This window comes from Pantoea sp. Lu_F5_004 (assembly GCF_051136245.1).
GTDB classification, from domain to species: domain Bacteria; phylum Pseudomonadota; class Gammaproteobacteria; order Enterobacterales; family Enterobacteriaceae; genus Pantoea; species Pantoea agglomerans.
Genome location: NZ_CP194946.1, coordinates 2,338,423 through 2,356,019, shown reverse-complemented (window position 1 = coordinate 2,356,019; position 17,597 = coordinate 2,338,423). Strand labels below are relative to the sequence as shown.

Here is a 17,597-nt window from a genome sequence, read left to right as displayed (position 1 = left end):
ACATTGATGACGTAACCGAGACGCATCGGGCTTCGCAGAACGTCTGTCTCACTGCCGTAAGGCGGGTGAGAACGTGCGAATGCGATGAGTAAAAATAGCGGAGGGGTGATAATTGTCGGCTGCTTAGCAGGCATTGTATGAGAAGTACGCCCCGGTTTCTTACTGAAAATTAAAACAAAACTCTGACACTTTCCATCACCGGGAACTAACGCATGCGCCTGAAACTTTTCTGGCTCGCAATGCTGAATATTGCGACCATCATTTTACTCTCCACGCTGTGGGAATTCGGGCTCGAGGCGTGGATCTCCAGCCTGCTGGGCCTGAGCTATGATCCCGATTTTGAAACCAGCGAGCGGCTGCGGTTTATCCTGACCTCCACCTCGTTTGCCGGACTGGCAATGATTATTCCGGCGCTGCTTATCGCGGGTCTGATCCGCAACACGCTGCGTGCGGAAAAAAATGCGCTCAGGCTGGCCGGAACTGATGCGCTGACGGGGGTCATGAATCGCCGATCGTTCACTGCACACATTGCTGCGCTTGATGCCGACGGGACGCCCTACACCCTGACGCTGCTCGACATCAATGACTTTAAGAATATCAATGACCTGAACGGTCATCGTCAGGGCGACGCCACGCTTGTCGCGCTGGCCAATCTGCTGATCGCCTCGGCGGGTACCGGGAGTCAGGTGTTTCGCATCGGTGGGGATGAATTTGCCATTGTTGCCCAGGCTTCACAGGCAGAGCAGGCGCTTGCCGCCGCCGAAAGCTTCTGCCAGCATGCGGCATCCATCCGGACCGGTCCGCACACCTTCCTGAGCCTTTCCGCAGGCATTGCCAGTTCAGCCTGCACGGGTCAGGCCGATGTAGTGCGGGCGGCGGATCTGGCGCTGTACGAGGCGAAGCAGGATAAGTGCGCCGGTCTGGCACGATTCTCCCCGGACATGGAGCTGCGCTTTCGCCAGCGGGAAAGGCTGGAGCAGGAGGTTGTTGCCGCCGTTAGCGGTCATGCCATCGTTCCCTTTCTGCAGCCGCTGGTTTCACTGCGCACCGGTAACATTACCGGCTTTGAGATACTGGCGCGCTGGATCACTGCGTCCGGTCAGACGGTTTCACCTGCAGAGTTTCTGCCAGTGGTGGAGCGGCTGGGGTTGATGGACAGCATGACTGTGGCGCTGCTGCAGGATGCTGTCAGTGCAACCCGGGCATGGCCAGCCGGCCTTTGCCTGTCGCTGAACATTACCCCCGAGCAGTTACTGAGACCGTCGCTGACCAGCTGTCTGTCCAGTATTATGCAGCATGCCGGGCCGGTAATGCTGGAACTTGAAATCACCGAACAGAATGTCATGGCCATTTCTGACGATGCCCGTCAGGCGATCCGTCTGCTGAAAGAGGCCGGTATCGGAGTGGTGCTGGATGATTTTGGCACCGGCTACTCCAACCTGTCGGTTTTGCTGGGGCTGGGTATTACCAAAATCAAAATTGACCAGACCTTTATCGCCGGAATCGTGACCGGATCTGAGCAGCGAAAAGTGGTGGAAACGCTGCTGGCACTCTGTCAGGGGCTTAATGTGATTATTACTGCAGAGGGCATTGAGGATGTCGCCACGCTGAGGTGGCTGAGAAAGCGCGGCTGTGATTACGGTCAGGGATATCTCTTCAGCCGTCCGGTACCTGCCGGGCAGGCCACCACGCTGCTGGCGTCCGCTAACGTGGAGGAATTGATGCAGGAAGAGGCGGTGGCCGTTAGCTTAGTCAGGTCGCTGGGCTGAAAGCGCGTAGCACTCTCTGTGGCCGGGATTAAAACAATAAACGGGCCCGGCGTTCAGAGCCGGGCCCGCTGTCACATCAGAACTGGTAAATCAGACCCAGGGCTGTGATGTCGTCGGTCGCCAGGCGAAGCGGATTGTTATCTTTCAACAGGTTGATGCGGTATTCACCATAGACCGACATGTTCTTGTTGAAGTAGTAAGTGGCACCCACGGCGGTGTATTTAATGATGTCGGCATCGCCGATATTCTCAATTTCCTTGCCTTTGGATGAGACGTAACCCACGGACGGACGGAAGCCGTTCAGGAACTGATACTGCGCCACGGCTTCAAAGTTCTGCGCTTTGTTAGCGAAACCGCCGGTTATCGGCGTGGCATTCAGGGTTTCACCGTACATGGCAGCCAGATAGACCTGGTTCGCATCATATTTCACCGAGGTCGCCCAGTGCTGGGCTTTTTCGCCTTCTCCGCGTGCGGCAGCGTTCTGCGCCGTGGTGCGATCCAGGCTGGCAAACGCGCCGGCAAAGCTCAGGCCGAAATCGAAGTCATAGGAAGCGGAGAGGGCGAAGCCGTCGCCGTTAGAACGACGTACGCCGTCAATGTTACTGCTGCGATCGTTTTTGCCCTGATACTGCGCGGCAAGGTTTAAGCCGTCGACCAGACCAAAGAAATTGCTGTTACGCCAGGTCAGCACACCGGTTGAGCGGCCAGAGAGGAAGGCGTCGGTATAACCGGAGTCGCCGCCGAAGAACGGCAGCATATCGGTATAACTCAGCGCGTCATAGACCAGGCCGTAGTTACGTCCGTAATCCAGCGAACCTGCCTCGCCAAACTTCAGGCCAGCATAGCCCAGACGGGTACGGTTGGTGGCCTGTGCGTCACTGCCCTCGGAGTTATGCAGACTGTACTGATACTGCCAGAAACCGTAGCCGGTAAGCTGGTCAGTAATCTTTGTCTCGCCTTTAAAGCCAAAGCGGGCATAAGAGGAGGTATCACCATCGTTGTTGTTGTCGTCAGAAAAGAGGTGTGACACGTTAATCTTGCCGACCAGATCCAGCTTATTGCCATCCTTGTTATAAACTTCTGCGGCCTGCGCGGAGGAGAGACCGATCAGTAACGGCATGACAGCCGCCAGTAAAGTGCGCTTCATCATTTAATTATTACCCTGTATTCATTAATTATTATTCCCCTGATGTGGGGTGAAAAGAAAATGACACAAAAAGACAAAAGTACAAAGTGCAATAAAAGTAACAAAATGTGATGTCTATATTCAGCTGATGGATAACAGCGAGGAACAGAAGATTAAATAGTAAAGTAATAAGATTTTCTTCTAATAAGTAATTATGAGTAATATGATTTTATATCTATATTTATCAATAGTTTATTCTTTTAAATGGTGGTCTTAAAGAGGCTTTTTTTGTACGTTTTTAAATCAATGTAACCCCTGATTAAATTATGGATGATTATCCGATAAGAATAACCTTATAAGGCTTTTATCCTAACCATTAGTCTGCGTATTAATATTTGTTCATCTTTATGGAATATTCTTTCTGGCCCGATAATCACCTCCGGAATAATAGTCAGAGTTGCTGATTAAATATTGATCACCCTGTTTATAAAATAGCCTGAAAAAGATACGCAGATTAATGTGTCTGCAGGGGGAAATGAAAAACTTTTGTTAAATAAAGCCAGGGTGTTCTGAGATTTCCGGGCGAGTTCCCCGTGTAATCGCTGCACCAGCGCGAGGCAAACTGCGCTAAAACAGGGCAGTGGAGGTGCTTTTCTGGAGAGATAATTTATCAGCGATCACAAAAGCGATATTTCATCCCGTGAATGCATAATTCTGCTGTTTAAAACCCGGTTCTGGCGCTGCAATCAGACAACTATTCACTATATATGCAAATTAATTGAATATTGTCAGCATGTAACTCATTGATATTACGTCGTGAAGACCATTTTATGCATTAATTCTCTGGCTGGCACGTTAACTGCACTCTACAGTAAGGCTGCACTACAACATCTTTTAACAATTCTAAAACATAAGCTTTACCCGGCCGGTAAAGTAAAGCAGGAGAGTGGGTTATGGCACTGCACGTTTCACGTCACGATTTCGATCAATGGATGATGCCGGTTTATGCGCCTGCGACTTTTATACCGGTTCGCGCGGAAGGCTCCACCGTCTGGGATCAAAACGGCAAAGATTATATCGACTTCGCCGGTGGCATTGCTGTCAATGCGTTAGGGCATGCGCATCCGGCATTACAACAGGCGTTGCAGGAACAGGCCGCACGTTTATGGCACACCGGTAATGGCTATACCAACGAACCGATCCTGCGACTGGCGAAGCAGCTGATCGATGCCACCTTCGCTGACCGGGTGTTCTTCTGTAACTCCGGGGCGGAGGCGAACGAAGCGGCGCTGAAGCTGGCGCGCAAGGTGGCACATGATCGTGTCGGTCCGCATAAAAGTGGCATCGTGGCGTTTAAGAATGCATTTCATGGCCGCACCCTGTTTACGGTAACAGCCGGTGGTCAGCCCGCTTACTCAAAAGATTTTGCGCCGCTGCCGCCAGAGATCCAGCATGCCCCGTTTAACGATCTGGCTGCGGCGGCTGAACTGATTAATGACCATACCTGCGCAGTCATTGTTGAACCCATTCAGGGTGAAGGCGGCGTGCTGCCTGCCGATCCGGCATTCCTGCGTGGATTGCGTGAACTCTGTGATAAGCATCAGGCTCTGCTGATTTTTGATGAAGTGCAGAGCGGCGTTGGCCGTACCGGTTCGCTTTATGCCTACATGCATTATGGCGTCACGCCGGATGTGCTCACCAGCGCCAAAGCGCTGGGCGGCGGCTTCCCGATTGGTGCGATGCTGACGCGCGAAGATCTGGCGCTGGTGATGGGCGTTGGCACCCACGGCACCACCTATGGCGGCAATCCGCTGGCGGGCGCAGTGGCAGGTAAAGTCATGGAGCTGATCAACCAGCCTGAACTGATGGCGGGTGTAACAGAACGTCACCAGTGGATTGTGGCGGCACTGGATGAGATCAACCAGCGTCTGCATCTGTTCAAAGAAGTGCGCGGTCTTGGCCTGCTGATTGGCGCGGTGCTCAGCGACGATTTTGCCGGTAAAGCCAAAGCGATCAACCTTGCCGCCGCGGAAATGGGCGTCATGGTGCTGATTGCGGGTGCCAATGTGGTGCGTTTTGCCCCGGCGCTGAATATCAGTGAGCTGGAAGTGAAGCTGGGCATGGCCCGCTTTGCCGAGGTGTGTGAAAGCCTGGTGCGAGGGTCAACATCATGATGGTAATCCGTCCGGTTGAACGCGATGACTTAAGCCAGTTGATGGCGCTGGCGGGCAAAACCGGTGGCGGGCTGACCTCGCTGCCGGTCGATAGCGCCACGCTACAGGCGCGTATCGATCGATCGCTGCAGACCTGGGAGGATTCTCTGCCACGTGCCGAGCAGGGCTATGTCTTTGTGCTGGCCGATAGCGAAGATAACCGCGCCGTCGGCATCTGCGCCATTGAGGTGGCGGTGGGGCTGCAGGATCCCTGGTACAACTTTCGCGTCGGTACCCAGGTGCACGCCTCAAAAGAGCTGAATGTTTATGCCGCGCTGCCCACCCTGTCGCTGAGTAACGACCATACCGGCAGCAGTGAGCTCTGCACGCTGTTTCTCGATCCCGATTACCGTGATGGCAAAAACGGCTATCTGCTGTCGAAGTCACGCTTCCTGTTTATGGCCAATTTCCGTGAACGTTTCACGAACCGGGTGGTGGCCGAGATGCGTGGCGTCAGCGATGAGCAGGGCCATTCGCCGTTCTGGGAGAGCGTTGGCAGCCGCTTCTTCTCTATGGAATTCAGCAAAGCGGACTTCCTTAGTGGTACCGGACAGAAATCGTTTATCGCTGAACTGATGCCGAAACATCCGCTCTACATCGACTATCTGACACCGGAAGCGCAGGCGGTGATTGGACAGGTCCATCCGCAAACCGCGCCTGCGCGGGCGGTGCTGGAAGCAGAGGGCTTCCGCTACCTCAATTATGTCGACATTTTTGATGGCGGCCCGACACTGGAGTGCGACATCGATCATATCCGCGCCGTGCGTAAAAGCCGGCTGCGCAGCGCAGAACGGGGCGAAAACCCGGCTGATGGCCCGCTCTGTCTGGTTGCCAATAGCGATTATCGCCAGTTCCGTGTGGCGCTGATTCCGGCAAAGGCTGACAGCGACAGCGTGCAACTCACGGATGAACAGATGCAGGCGCTCCATTGCCAGCCGGGCGACAGCCTGCGTGTGGTGACGCTCTGCAAAGAGGAGAAAACAGCATGACACATCTGATAAATGGACAATGGCTGGACGGTGATGCTGAGATTCTGACGAAAGCGGATCCGGTCAGCGGCGAGACGTTATGGCAGGGCCACGCGGCCTCAGCCGCTCAGGTCACCGCAGCCTGCGAGGCGGCGCGCGACGCATTTCCAGCCTGGGCCAGACACCCGCTGGCGGAACGGCAGGCGATCGTTGAGAAATTTGCCGCCGGGCTTGAGGCGCATAAAACGGCGCTGGCGGAAACCATCGCCCGTGAAACCGGCAAGCCGCGCTGGGAAGCGCTGACCGAAGTGGGCGCGATGATCAACAAAATCGGCTTTTCGGTGAAGGCATACCATAGCCGCACCGGTGAGCAGCATGAAGGCGAAAGCTCGCTGCGCCACCGCCCGCATGGGGTGCTGGCGGTGTTTGGTCCCTATAACTTCCCGGGACATCTGCCAAACGGCCATATCGTTCCGGCGCTGCTGGCGGGCAACTGCGTGGTATTTAAACCCAGTGAACTGACGCCGCTGACCGCCGAAAAAACCGTTGAGCTCTGGCTGGCTGCGGGCCTGCCTGCCGGCGTGCTGGCACTGTTACAGGGCGGACGTGAGACCGGTCAGGCGCTGGCCAACTGCCATCAGATTGATGGCCTGCTGTTTACCGGCAGCGCCCATACCGGCTACCAGCTGCATCGCCAGTTTGCCGGTCAGCCTGAAAAGATGCTGGCGCTGGAGATGGGCGGTAACAATGCCCTGATTGTTGAAGATCCGGCGGACACTGATGCGGCTGTCAACATCACGTTGCAGTCAGCGTTTATAACCGCCGGTCAGCGCTGCACCTGCGCGCGGCGTCTGCTGGTCAAACGCGGCGATGCAGGGGATGCGTTTCTGCGGCGGCTGGTGGAGGTGGCGGGGCGACTGCAACCCGCCGCCTGGAATGCTGAACCGCAGCCGTTTATGGGCAGCGTGATCTCCACCGGCGCGGCAGAGAAAATTATGGGTGAGTGGCAACGGCGGGTTGAGGCGGGCGGCAAGGTGCTGCTGGCGATGCGCTGGCCGGATCGCCACAGTGCCATCCTGACGCCAGGTATTATCGATTTAACCGGCGTGCAGGGCATTCCGGATGAAGAGGTCTTTGGTCCGCTGTTAGGCGTAGTCCGCTATGAGACATTTGAAGAGGCGATTGCGCTGGCGAACCAGACCCGTTATGGCCTGTCGTGTGGATTGATCTCGCCTTCACGCCAGCAGTTTGATCAGCTGCTGCTTGAAGCGCGTGCCGGTATCGTCAACTGGAACAAACCGCTGACTGGCGCAGCCAGTACCGCACCGTTTGGCGGCATTGGTGCCTCGGGCAACCATCGCGCCAGCGCCTGGTATGCGGCGGACTACTGCGCCTGGCCGATGGCCTCGCTGGAGACGCCTGACCTGACGCTGCCCGCCACGCTGTCGCCGGGCCTCGATTTCTCCACCCAGGAGACGACGTCATGAAGGCAACCGAGGCCAACTTTGATGGGCTGGTGGGGTTAACACACCACTATGCCGGGCTGTCGTTTGGCAACGAAGCCTCGACCCGCAATCAGCTGCAGCCGTCGAATCCCCGTCTGGCGGCAAAGCAGGGGTTGCTCAAGATGAAAGCGCTGGCCGATATGGGCTATGTTCAGGGGGTGATTCCGCCGCATGAGCGGCCCAATATTGCGGCGCTGCGCCAGCTCGGCTTTGGTGGCAGCGATGAGCAGGTGCTGGCTGCGGCCGGGAAAACTGCGCCGGGATTACTCTCCGCCGTCAGTTCAGCCTCGGCGATGTGGGTCGCCAATGCTGCCACGGTCTCGCCGTCAGCGGACAGCCTTGATGGCCGGGTTCACCTGACGGTGGCGAACCTTAACAACAAATTCCACCGTGCGATAGAAGCGCCGGAAACGGCCTGGCTGCTGCGTTCCATCTTCCGCGACGATCGCCATTTTGCGGTGCATGATGCTTTGCCGCAGGTGGCGATGTTTGGCGATGAAGGGGCGGCGAACCATAACCGGCTGGGCGGCGCTTATGGTGAGCGCGGCGTGCAGCTGTTTGTCTATGGCCGCGACAGCAGCCATGAGGGCAAAGCCCCGCAGCGCTATCCGGCACGTCAGACCCTGGAAGCCAGCGAGGCGGTCGCCCGTCTGCATCAGCTCTCACCGGAAAGCGTGCTGTATGCGCAGCAGAATCCTGCGGTGATCGATCAGGGCGTGTTCCATAACGATGTGATTGCGGTGAGTAACCAGCAGATGCTCTTCTGTCACCAGCACGCCTTTGTTAATCAGCCTGAACTGCTGGCGCAGCTTCGGTCGCGCGTCCCCGGTTTTGTGGCGCTGGAAGTGCCGGAAAATCGGGTGTCAGTGAAAGATGCGGTGGAGACCTATCTGTTTAACAGTCAGTTGCTGAGCCGTCCCGACGGCACCATGATGCTGGTGCTGCCGGAGGAGTCACGTCAGCATCCGGGTGTCTGGCGCTATCTGTGTGAACAGGTTGAGGCTGACACGCCACTCAAAGCCCTGAAGGTGTTTGATCTGCGCGAAAGCATGTATAACGGGGGGGGCCAGCCTGCCTGCGTTTGCGGGTGGTGCTGACACCACAGGAGCAGCAGGCAGTGAATCCGGCGGTGCTGATGAACGATCGGCTCTTCAGCACGCTGAATAACTGGGTTGACCGTCATTACCGCGATCGCCTGACCCAGGCCGATCTGGTCGACCCACAATTGCTGCGTGAGGGACGCGACGCGCTGGATGAACTGACGAAGCTGCTAGACTTAGGAAATGTATATGCATTTCAGCAGTGAAGGAGGGGGCAGCACAGGCTGCCGCCTGCTCAGGGCGAAAAGGAGGAACGATGCAGGACTTTTTACAGCAAACGCTCTCCGGCGAGGCGCCGCGTAAGCGTAGTGGTGAAACGGCGCATCTTCGCTGGCAATGGTTGTATCACGGCATACTGTTGATGGAGCCGACGGTGCCGGTTAAACAGGCGCTGGTGCTCTCTGCCGGGATCCACGGCAATGAAACAGCCCCGGTAGAAATGGTGAACCAGCTGGTTAATCCGCTGCTGCGGGGCGAAAAGCCATTACAGCAGCGCATGCTGGTGATTCTGGGTAACCCCTCAGCGCTACGCGCTGGTAAGCGCTATGTGCGTTATGACATTAACCGGCTGTTTGGCGGACGCTGGCAGCAGATTGATGATGGTGATGAGGCCCGCCGCGTGCTGCGGCTGGAGCAGACGCTGGAGACCTTCTGGCAGCTGGGCGAGTGCGATGAAACGCGCTGGCATCTCGACATGCACACGGCTATTCGTGGCTCTTATCATCCTCAGTTCGGCGTAATGCCGCACAATGAACGCCCCTGGCCGCCCGCGTTTCTTGACTGGCTGGCCGCTGCCGGGCTGGAAGCGCTGGTGTTCCATCGCTCGCCGGGCGGCACCTTTACCCACTTCAGCTGCGAGCACTTCGGTGCGGCCAGCTGTACCCTGGAGCTGGGCAAAGCGCTGCCGTTTGGCGAAAACGACCTCAGTCAGTTCAGTGCGGCACAGCAGGCGCTGGCGTCTTTACTCTATGGCGAAGCGCTGCCTGCGGCAGCGGTTAAACCGCGTCACTATCGGGTCGCGCAGCAGATCACCCGACTGAGTGAGCACTTTACGCTGCATATGTCGCCGGAAACGCTGAACTTTACCGCGTTTCCACAGGGGACGTTGCTGGCGGAAGATGGTCGCACCCGCTATTACGTGCAGCAGGCGCGGGAGTATGTGCTGTTCCCTAACCCTAACGTGGCCGCCGGGCTGCGTGCCGGACTGATGCTGATTGAAGAGAGCGAACAGACCCAGGCGCTGCCGGTCTGATAGCGGTTGTTAACAGCGCAGACCATCGGCGCTAAAAAACCGACAGGAAAAGTGGAAGATCGGCTTCCGCTTTCCTGTCGTAACCCTTACACTCCTCCATGATTTCTGCCAAATTCGCTTTAAATTCATAAACATTTTCAATTCCTCACGCCTTTCTTCTTATTCTCTTCATGATTGCCCGATTTTTATCTTTTATGCTTTCACGGCTTTACTCAGACTCTGAGTAGTTGACGTTCAGCGTCGTATGCTTGTTTCCGAAGACGCGACAGAGTGCTGTCGTCATTATCATGAATTATAAGGACACTATTATGCGCAAACTGACTTCCCTTTTACTGGCTTCTTCGCTGGCGTTTGGTGCAGCCAGCGCCGTCCATGCAGCCGCTGACAACCTGACTCCACCGCCAGCAGGCAGCGAAAAAGCGATGCACAAGCCGCCAATGCGCCACGGCATGGAGATGATGTTTAAAGGTCTGAACCTGACCGACGCGCAGAAAACTCAGATGCGCGACATCATGAAAGAGAGCCACAAAGATATGAAACGCCCGTCACTGGACGAGCGTCGTGCGGCCCACAGCATTATTGCCTCTGACAGCTTCGACCAGAGCAAAGCAGAAGCGCAGGCAGAGAAGATGTCCGCCAATGCCAAAGAGCATGCGCTGAAGATGCTGGAAACCCAGAACAAGCTCTATAACGTGCTGACGCCGGAGCAGAAGAAACAGTACAACGCTAACTTTGAAAAGCGTCTGACTGAGAAAGGCCCGCACGAGGGCAAAATGGCACCGCCAGCAGAACCGGCTGAATAACACTCGTTAAGCGAACGTTCTGAGACCGCCGGCGCTGTCCACTGAAGGTGAGTGGGCAGCGTCGGCGGTTTTTTTATAGCGGCAGAATAGGGTAGGCACCTGACAGAATCGGGCGGCAGAGGATTTTGTAGCCGTCGTGATCAAAACCGCCTTTGGGCCGCTGCAGTTTTCTGGCCTCATCCATGCTGCTGACCGAACCGAGATAGAACCAGTGGTCGATAACGTGGATCTGCGTCATCTCTTTGCCTTCTTCCACCAGCCCCACGGCACCCTGCCACGGCCAGCAGAACACCCGCACGTTTTCCAGCGCCTCCAGCAGTCGATCCTGATGATCGCTGACCGGCTCTTTACCACAGCAGGCCCCGGCGCAACGGCGCAGTGCCGAGCGGAAGCAGCCTCGCCCCGCACTCAGCGCTTCCAGACCCAGCAGGCCATGACAGAGCTGATACTCATCCGCGAGTTGCTTGAGCCGTTCCAGCGCGGCGAAGCGACTGCGATAGAGCCCAAACAGGTTGGGGGACTGACTGAAATCGAGGTCTTTTGCGTAGACCACATTCGGTTTGCCATCGGTAATCTGCAATGAACAGAGCTGCCGGTTTTTGCGCAGTCGCTTATTGAACAGCGGCTGCTGGGTTTTGATCATCTGCGCTTCCAGCAGCAGCGCGCCGAGGTCGCCCGCGGTATGGATCCAGCTCACACGCCGCGACTGGCGCAACATTTTCGCCTCATCCGGGGTGCGGAAATGGGACATCACCCGCGAACGCAGATTCACACTTTTACCGATATAGAGCGGCAGCGACTCACTTTCGCCATGAAAGGTATAGACGCCAGGATGATTTGGCAGGCCTTCCAGCCATTCACGCAGGTGTTCGGGATATTGATAAATTGCATTCGCGTCGGGTTCGGGGCGAAGTATGGCAGAACGTCTGACCAAGATGGACTCCATTTACTGGTTGTCCATACAGCATAACAGGCAGGTGAAATGATCGCCAGCCGTCTGGTTACAGAGACCGTGTTGCCCGCCAGCAGATCAGCGAGCCGAGCGTGATCATCGCCACGCCCTGCCAGAAGGCCAGCGGTGGCGTCAGGCCGAGCCACAGCGATCCCAGCAGGGCCGACAGCACCGGCGTAAAGTAGGAGGCGGTGGCCAGCAGCGTCAGATTGCCCTGCTGAATCCCGTGATTCCAGGCGGAATAGGCGATGGCGGTGGAGAGCCCGACAAACAGCACCTCCAGCAGCGGCACCAGCGTAAAGGTCATCGGTGCAGTGTGATCGCTGAAGGCATATTTAAGCCACAGCGCCAGGGCGGTCAGGATAAAAAACAGCGTGACGCCATTGGAACCACGGGCAAAGCGGCGGGTGAGATTGTTGTAGAGCGCCCAGGTCAGGGCGGCGATAAAGGCCAGCGCATAGGCGACCGGGTTGCGCAGCATATTCTGCCACAACAGCGCCGGCGATCCGCTGCCGCTGCCTTTCATTACCCAGACGATCCCCAGCAGCGACAGCAGCAGTCCTGGCCACAGCCAGACACGGAAACGCTGCTGATTAAACGGGATCGCCAGCACGATGGTCAGGCAGGGCCAGAGATAGTTAATCATCCCCAGCTCCAGTGACTGGCTGCGATCGCTGGCCAGCCCGATGGCCAGCGCCAGACAGATTTCATAGCCGACAAAGAGTACGCCCCCCAGCCACAGGTAGATGGCGGGCATTGCGCCAGGTCTGGGCAGGCCCCGGGTCAGGCAAAGAAGACACGCCGTAGTGGTGTAGATCAGCGCCGCGCCGCCGGTGGCGCCAAAGGCTTCACTGACGCTGCGCAGCAGGCCAACGGTCGTACTCCAGAGCAGAATGGCGACAAGCCCGAGGAGGGTCGCGCGCGAAACGGTGGCAGGCATGCAGCGATCAACAAAGTCAGTGAGAGAAGCCTCCCTTGCCGCGGCAAGGGAGGGGCAGGATTACTTCCAGAAATCGTCGAATACCGTGATCGGCGGACGACGTTTGTGCTCGGTTTTCTGATACCAGCCTTCGATGATGCGGGCGCTGTCAGGATTGATGCTTTTGCCTTCCAGGTAGTCATCAATCATCTCATAGGTGACGCCCAGCGCCACTTCATCCTGCAGGCCTGGACGATCATCTTCCAGATCGGCAGTCGGTTTCTTCAGATAGAGATGCTCCGGGCAGCCAAGGTGTTTCAGCAACTGCTTGCCCTGACGCTTGTTCAGGCGGAACAGGGGATTGATGTCCGTGCCGCCATCGCCATACTTGGTGAAGAAACCGGTCACGGCTTCAGCCGCGTGATCGGTGCCGACCACCACGCCTTTGGTCATGCCGGCGATGCTGTATTGCGCTTTCATCCGCTCGCGGGCTTTTTCATTGCCGCGGACAAAATCGGAAAGCGTAATACCCGCCTCTTTCAGCGCGCGCTCACTGGCCAGCACCGACTCTTTGATGTTTACCACCAGCGAACGGTCGGGTTTGATAAAGGCCAGCGCGTCCTGACAATCCTGCTCATCCGCCTGCACACCATAGGGCAGACGCACGGCAATAAAGGTGTAGTCGTTATCACCGCTCTCCTGACGCAGTTCGGTGATCGCCCGCTGCGCCAGCGCGCCCGCCAGGGTTGAATCCTGACCGCCGCTGATCCCCAGCACCAGCGTTTTCAGGCCGCTGTGACGTTTCAGGTAGGCTTTAAGAAAATCGATGCTGACGCGCACTTCCTGGTCGGCGTCGATAGTGGGCTTCACACCCAGGGCTTCAATAATTTCCTGCTGCAGTGACATGAACTTCTCCTCAGGTCAGTGGCCTGTCGGCTCGATGCGAACGTTTTATTAAAGCTAACGTGCCTTTGCGAAAACAACAAGCCAAAGCGGTAACTGATTGCCGTGAAACGTTGCGAAATCAGTGAGTTTTTACCTGCGGCAGCGGTTTTTTCGCCAGCACGCTAAACATCAGAATTGCCGTCATAAAGCAGCCAAAAATGGTGGCGCACATGCTCAGCACCGAGGTGCCGCCGATGCCGGTGATCGGCACGGTAATCGCACCCAGCGTGAACATCGTGACGCCAATCACCGCGGAGGCGCTGCCAGCGCGATGGCCCTGACTCTGCATCGCCAGGGACGAAGCGGTGGTAGCGATAACGCCGTTGCTGGCAATGGTAAAGAACAGTGCCACCAGCAGCAGCGCTAACGGGGCATGCAGCAGCGCGGCCAGCAGCAGCAGACTGGAGGCGACAAAGGCCAGCGTCAGTCCGCCTTTCAGCACCCGATATTCGCCCCACAATGGACAGAGGCGTGCGCTGGTCTGTGAAGCAATCACCAGGCCAAACCCATTGGCCGCAAAGCAGAAGCTAAAGGCCTGAGGCGAAAGACCATAGAGTTGTTGCAGCACGAACGGCGAGGCACCGATGTAAGCGAACATGCCGGACATCATAAACCCCTGGGTCAGGCAGAAGCCCATAAAGGGGCGATGGGTAATCACCTGACCCAATGCCGCGTAGGCGGAGAATATCGAACCTTTACTGCGGCGTGCCTCAGGCAGGGTTTCATGCAGCTTCCAGCGCGCCAGCAGGATCAGCAGAATGGCAATGCCGCCCAGCACCATGAAGATGCCGCGCCAGTTTAAAATCGTCATCAGCACGCCGCCTAATACCGGTGCGCCGATCGGTGCCAGACCGTTGACCAGCATCAGCAGAGCGAAGAATCGCGTCAGCTCGTGGCCGCTATACATATCGCGTGCAATCGCCCGTGACAGCACCGCGCCGCCCGCACCCGCTAATCCTTCGAACAGCCGCGCCAGCAGCAGTTGGTTAATATCCTGCGCCAGCGCACAGCCCATTGAGGCGATAAACAGCAACACCAGTGACAGGGTCAGCGGGCGCAGGCGGCCGAACTTATCGCTCATCGGGCCAAAGAGCAGCTGGCCGAAGCCGAGACCTAGCAGGCCAGCAGTCAGACTCAGCTGCGCGGTAGCGGTTTCGGTATGCAGATCCTGCGCCATTTGTGGCAGTGCAGGCAGATAGAGGTCGATGCAGAGCGGGCCCAGTGCGGCCAGCAGACCCAGCGTAATGGCATAAACCAGGCGATTGGAGTGTACAGGGGTCATTTATCCTCGGGATTGTCAGCGATGGGGTAAACAGAAAGCGGGTAAGGCAGCGAAACACAGCGTCTGGTAACGTGACATTTACGCCAGTCTGCGACTGCGCGGATGACGTTGCAGTCTCGGAAAACGGGGCGCTATCGGGTACCTGTTTTGCCGGGCAGTATACGTCTGCGTTGACAGCAAAACAGCCTTCTTTACGAAATTCTGACATGTGACAGGCCACTAATTGTTCGTCATAAACTTGATAAATCAGCATTTATGTTCCAGGCTTGTTTCCACATGGACAATAAATGAGGAACAACAAGATGAATAAAGTGATGGGATGTATCGCTGCGGCGCTGACGCTGGCTGCACTGTCTGGTTGTACGACTTACGATCGTGCGGAAAGCTACGTGACTAAGCCAGTGGTAAAGGATGTTAAAAAGGGTATGACCCGTGATCAGGTTCGTCAGATCGCCGGTACGCCTTCGACTGAAATCACCATGGTTCACGCGCGCGGCACCTGCCAGACTTATGTACTGGGTCAGCGCGACGGTAAAGCTCAGACTTACTTCGTGAGCTATAACGACACCGGCCGTGTCATGAACTACGGCTTCCAGAGCTGTGCGGAATATGACACCGATCCGCAGGTTCAGCAGTAACTATTAGCACCCCTGAATAGCAAACGGCCCGTCATTATGACGGGCCGTTTTTCGTTGTGGCGATGACTACAAACCTGCCGGGCGCGGCACCTCAACATAATCGCCATCGATCTGCCGCTGGTAGAAGTGGCCAGCCTGCACATAGAAGCGTTTGCCGTTAAAGTCGAGTACCCGCATTTCACTGCTGACCCGCGACTCTGCAGGCGGCTCTGCCACCACATACTCATCACCGTGACGCTGATAATAATTGCCGTTGAGCAGATAGTAGGTCAGTCCGCCTATCAGCACCGCGGTTGCGGCTTCAGGCAAAAAGCGCACCGGCCCGGGTCCGCCCCAGCGTGGCCCGTGGCCGCCATGGCGGCCCCATCCACCCGGCGGGCCCCAGTCGCCAGGATGGGCGAAAGCCAGAGCGGGTGTCAAAAGCGTCAGCGTCAGAAGCGAGGCGATTATCTTTTTCATCAGGTGTTCTCCTCATAAGACTGGATGCAGAATTCGCTTTTTACCCGGCAAAGACAAGCACTAAAGCGGCGATTTTTCGCCTGTTTACCATGCTTAACGCTTTCTTAACGGCGTTGCCATTAATGGGGGAGATTATGGAGAAGAAGGGCGGGAATAACCTGGCGCGGGCGCGCCAGGTTCAAAGCAGATTAGCGGTGCGCCAGTTCGGCGTTGTCGTCGCTTTCCAGGACGCGCTTATCGGTCAGACCTAACCAGCGACTGGTCAGAGAACCGGCGGTCATGGAACCGTTGACGTTCAGGGCTGTACGACCCATATCGATCAGCGGCTCAATGGAGATCAGCAGCGCCACCAGAGTGACCGGCAGACCCATCGCAGGCAGGACAATCAGCGCCGCGAAGGTTGCACCACCGCCAACACCGGCAACGCCTGCTGAGCTCAGCGTCACGATCCCGACCAGCGTCGCAATCCACAGCGGGTCAAACGGGTTAATCCCGACGGTTGGCGCAACCATCACTGCCAGCATGGTTGGATAGAGACCGGCACAGCCGTTCTGGCCGATAGTGGCACCAAAAGAGGCCGCAAAGCTGGCAATCGACTCAGGCACGCCAAGACGACGGGTCTGGGTCTCGACGCTCAGCGGAATGCTTGCTGCGCTGGAGCGGCTGGTGAAGGCGAAGGTAATAACCGGCCACACTTTACGGAAGAAGCGCATCGGGTTGATACCATTTACCGACAGCAGCAGGGCGTGGACACCAAACATGATGGCCAGACCGAGGTAAGAGGCGACCACAAAGCTGCCCAGCTTAATGATGTCCTGCAGGTTAGAACCGGCAACCACTTTGGTCATCAGCGCCAGCACACCATAAGGTGTCAGCTTCATCACTAAACGCACCAGCTTCATGACCCAGGACTGCAGCGTATCGATCGCGACCAGCACGCGCTGACCTTTAACTTCATCATCTTTCAGCAACTGCAGTGCAGCTACACCCAGGAAGGCGGCGAAGATGACGACGCTGATAATCGAGGTCGGACTGGCGCCGGTCAGATCGGCAAACGGGTTTTTCGGGATAAAGGAGAGCACCAGTTGCGGCACGGTCAGGTCAGCCACTTTGCCGACATAGTTGCTCTGGATCGCACTGAGACGCGCAGTCTCCTGCACGCCCTGAACCAGACCTTCTGCACTCAGGCCAAACAGGCCGGTCACAAAGACGCCGACCAGCGCCGAAATCGCAGTGGTAAACAGCAGTACGCCAATTGTCAGTACGCTGATTTTTCCCAGCGACGAGGCGTTATGCAGACGGGCGACCGCACTCAGAATGGAAACGAACACCAGTGGCATTACGACCATCTGCAGCAACTGGACATAGCCATTACCGACGATGTTAAACCAGCTGATTGACTCTTTGACCACTGCGCTGTTTTCGCCGTAGATCAACTGCAAAACCAGGCCGAACAGCACGCCGATCACCAGACCGGTCAGCACTTTTTTCGACAGGCTCCAGTTCTGACGGCTGAAGCGAGAGAGCAATACCAGCAGCACCACAAAGGCTACGATATTAAGCGTAAGAGGAAGGTCCATACTGAAACTCCAGAGTAATGCGGCCTTTCGCTCTGGAAAGGCCGCATAATGTTAATCACGAATTAAGACAGCAGGAATGGTAACAG

At 56.7% G+C, this 17,597-nt stretch carries 14 protein-coding genes and 1 pseudogene; 8 read left to right on the top strand and 7 right to left on the bottom strand.

What is annotated here, in order from left to right; translation table 11 throughout:
• Positions 1-212 precede the first annotated feature (212 nt).
• Positions 213-1,769: a putative bifunctional diguanylate cyclase/phosphodiesterase gene (locus tag ACR8BN_RS10930; protein ID WP_115758405.1), complete on the top strand. Its 1,557-nt coding sequence runs from the start codon at positions 213-215 to the stop codon at positions 1,767-1,769.
• Between the two features lie 76 nt (positions 1,770-1,845).
• On the opposite strand, the gene ACR8BN_RS10925 is transcribed toward ACR8BN_RS10930, so the two are convergent.
• Positions 1,846-2,919 carry a porin gene (locus ACR8BN_RS10925; RefSeq protein ID WP_031590496.1) on the bottom strand — a complete coding sequence of 358 codons (1,074 nt, stop codon included), beginning with the start codon at positions 2,917-2,919 and terminating at the stop codon, positions 1,846-1,848.
• A gap of 929 nt (positions 2,920-3,848) precedes the next feature.
• Between ACR8BN_RS10925 and ACR8BN_RS10920 the strand changes: the two genes are divergently transcribed.
• The 6 genes and pseudogenes from ACR8BN_RS10920 (at position 3,849) to spy (ending at position 10,736) form a co-directional block, all read left to right on the top strand.
• Positions 3,849-5,069 (top strand): aspartate aminotransferase family protein, encoded by a 1,221-nt coding sequence (locus ACR8BN_RS10920; RefSeq protein ID WP_115758403.1) that lies wholly within the window; start codon positions 3,849-3,851, stop codon positions 5,067-5,069.
• Complete coding sequence (gene astA / locus ACR8BN_RS10915; protein ID WP_031590495.1) at positions 5,066-6,097, top strand: arginine N-succinyltransferase; 1,032 nt, start codon at positions 5,066-5,068, stop codon at positions 6,095-6,097. Before ACR8BN_RS10920 ends, astA begins: the two co-directional genes overlap by 4 nt.
• Complete coding sequence (gene astD, locus ACR8BN_RS10910; protein WP_434746914.1) at positions 6,094-7,563, top strand: succinylglutamate-semialdehyde dehydrogenase; 1,470 nt, start codon at positions 6,094-6,096, stop codon at positions 7,561-7,563. Before astA ends, astD begins: the two co-directional genes overlap by 4 nt.
• Positions 7,560-8,887, top strand: a pseudogene (astB, locus tag ACR8BN_RS10905) (N-succinylarginine dihydrolase). Before astD ends, astB begins: the two are co-directional and overlap by 4 nt.
• A gap of 50 nt (positions 8,888-8,937) precedes the next feature.
• On the top strand, positions 8,938-9,933 hold the full coding sequence (astE, locus tag ACR8BN_RS10900) for a succinylglutamate desuccinylase (RefSeq protein WP_163843409.1): 996 nt from the start codon (positions 8,938-8,940) through the stop codon (positions 9,931-9,933).
• A gap of 308 nt (positions 9,934-10,241) precedes the next feature.
• A complete protein-coding gene (gene spy / locus ACR8BN_RS10895; RefSeq protein ID WP_010245731.1) occupies positions 10,242-10,736 on the top strand; it encodes an ATP-independent periplasmic protein-refolding chaperone Spy in 495 nt (164 codons plus the stop codon).
• Between the two features lie 73 nt (positions 10,737-10,809).
• Here spy and cho read toward each other — a convergent pair whose 3' ends face one another.
• The 4 genes from cho to ACR8BN_RS10875 all read right to left on the bottom strand — a co-directional run bounded on the left by cho (position 10,810) and on the right by ACR8BN_RS10875 (position 14,834).
• Entirely contained in the window at positions 10,810-11,670 is an 861-nt protein-coding gene (gene cho / locus ACR8BN_RS10890; RefSeq protein WP_434746913.1) for an excinuclease Cho, read from the bottom strand.
• A gap of 67 nt (positions 11,671-11,737) precedes the next feature.
• Positions 11,738-12,628, bottom strand: a complete 891-nt coding sequence (gene yddG, locus ACR8BN_RS10885; protein ID WP_434746912.1) for an aromatic amino acid DMT transporter YddG — start codon at positions 12,626-12,628, stop codon at positions 11,738-11,740.
• 60 nt (positions 12,629-12,688) lie between these two features.
• The gene (gene nadE, locus ACR8BN_RS10880; protein WP_010670018.1) at positions 12,689-13,513 is read right to left on the bottom strand and encodes an ammonia-dependent NAD(+) synthetase; all 825 of its coding nucleotides are present in this window, start codon (positions 13,511-13,513) and stop codon (positions 12,689-12,691) included.
• Between the two features lie 118 nt (positions 13,514-13,631).
• The gene (locus ACR8BN_RS10875; protein ID WP_022625759.1) at positions 13,632-14,834 is read right to left on the bottom strand and encodes a multidrug effflux MFS transporter; all 1,203 of its coding nucleotides are present in this window, start codon (positions 14,832-14,834) and stop codon (positions 13,632-13,634) included.
• Between the two features lie 302 nt (positions 14,835-15,136).
• Between ACR8BN_RS10875 and osmE the strand changes: the two genes are divergently transcribed.
• A complete protein-coding gene (gene osmE / locus ACR8BN_RS10870; RefSeq protein WP_010245718.1) occupies positions 15,137-15,472 on the top strand; it encodes an osmotically-inducible lipoprotein OsmE in 336 nt (111 codons plus the stop codon).
• Between the two features lie 66 nt (positions 15,473-15,538).
• Here the strand turns inward: osmE and ACR8BN_RS10865 are convergent, their stop codons facing one another.
• A complete protein-coding gene (locus ACR8BN_RS10865) occupies positions 15,539-15,931 on the bottom strand; it encodes a DUF6515 family protein (protein WP_039391785.1) in 393 nt (130 codons plus the stop codon).
• A gap of 188 nt (positions 15,932-16,119) precedes the next feature.
• Positions 16,120-17,511: an L-cystine transporter gene (locus ACR8BN_RS10860; protein ID WP_010670021.1), complete on the bottom strand. Its 1,392-nt coding sequence runs from the start codon at positions 17,509-17,511 to the stop codon at positions 16,120-16,122.
• Between the last annotated feature and the right edge of the window lie 86 nt (positions 17,512-17,597).

What these genes read in the sequence shown, in the direction of transcription:
- ACR8BN_RS10875 (WP_022625759.1), bottom strand. Translation starts at nt 14,834, where the DNA reads ATGACCCCTGTACACTCCAATCGCCTGGTTTATGCCATTACGCTGGGT.
- astE (WP_163843409.1), top strand. Translation starts at nt 8,938, where the DNA reads ATGCAGGACTTTTTACAGCAAACGCTCTCCGGCGAGGCGCCGCGTAAG.
- astA (WP_031590495.1), top strand. Translation starts at nt 5,066, where the DNA reads ATGATGGTAATCCGTCCGGTTGAACGCGATGACTTAAGCCAGTTGATG.
- spy (WP_010245731.1), top strand. Translation starts at nt 10,242, where the DNA reads ATGCGCAAACTGACTTCCCTTTTACTGGCTTCTTCGCTGGCGTTTGGT.
- ACR8BN_RS10925 (WP_031590496.1), bottom strand. Translation starts at nt 2,919, where the DNA reads ATGATGAAGCGCACTTTACTGGCGGCTGTCATGCCGTTACTGATCGGT.
- nadE (WP_010670018.1), bottom strand. Translation starts at nt 13,513, where the DNA reads ATGTCACTGCAGCAGGAAATTATTGAAGCCCTGGGTGTGAAGCCCACT.
- ACR8BN_RS10930 (WP_115758405.1), top strand. Translation starts at nt 213, where the DNA reads ATGCGCCTGAAACTTTTCTGGCTCGCAATGCTGAATATTGCGACCATC.
- osmE (WP_010245718.1), top strand. Translation starts at nt 15,137, where the DNA reads ATGAATAAAGTGATGGGATGTATCGCTGCGGCGCTGACGCTGGCTGCA.
- yddG (WP_434746912.1), bottom strand. Translation starts at nt 12,628, where the DNA reads ATGCCTGCCACCGTTTCGCGCGCGACCCTCCTCGGGCTTGTCGCCATT.
- astD (WP_434746914.1), top strand. Translation starts at nt 6,094, where the DNA reads ATGACACATCTGATAAATGGACAATGGCTGGACGGTGATGCTGAGATT.
- ACR8BN_RS10860 (WP_010670021.1), bottom strand. Translation starts at nt 17,511, where the DNA reads ATGGACCTTCCTCTTACGCTTAATATCGTAGCCTTTGTGGTGCTGCTG.
- ACR8BN_RS10865 (WP_039391785.1), bottom strand. Translation starts at nt 15,931, where the DNA reads ATGAAAAAGATAATCGCCTCGCTTCTGACGCTGACGCTTTTGACACCC.
- ACR8BN_RS10920 (WP_115758403.1), top strand. Translation starts at nt 3,849, where the DNA reads ATGGCACTGCACGTTTCACGTCACGATTTCGATCAATGGATGATGCCG.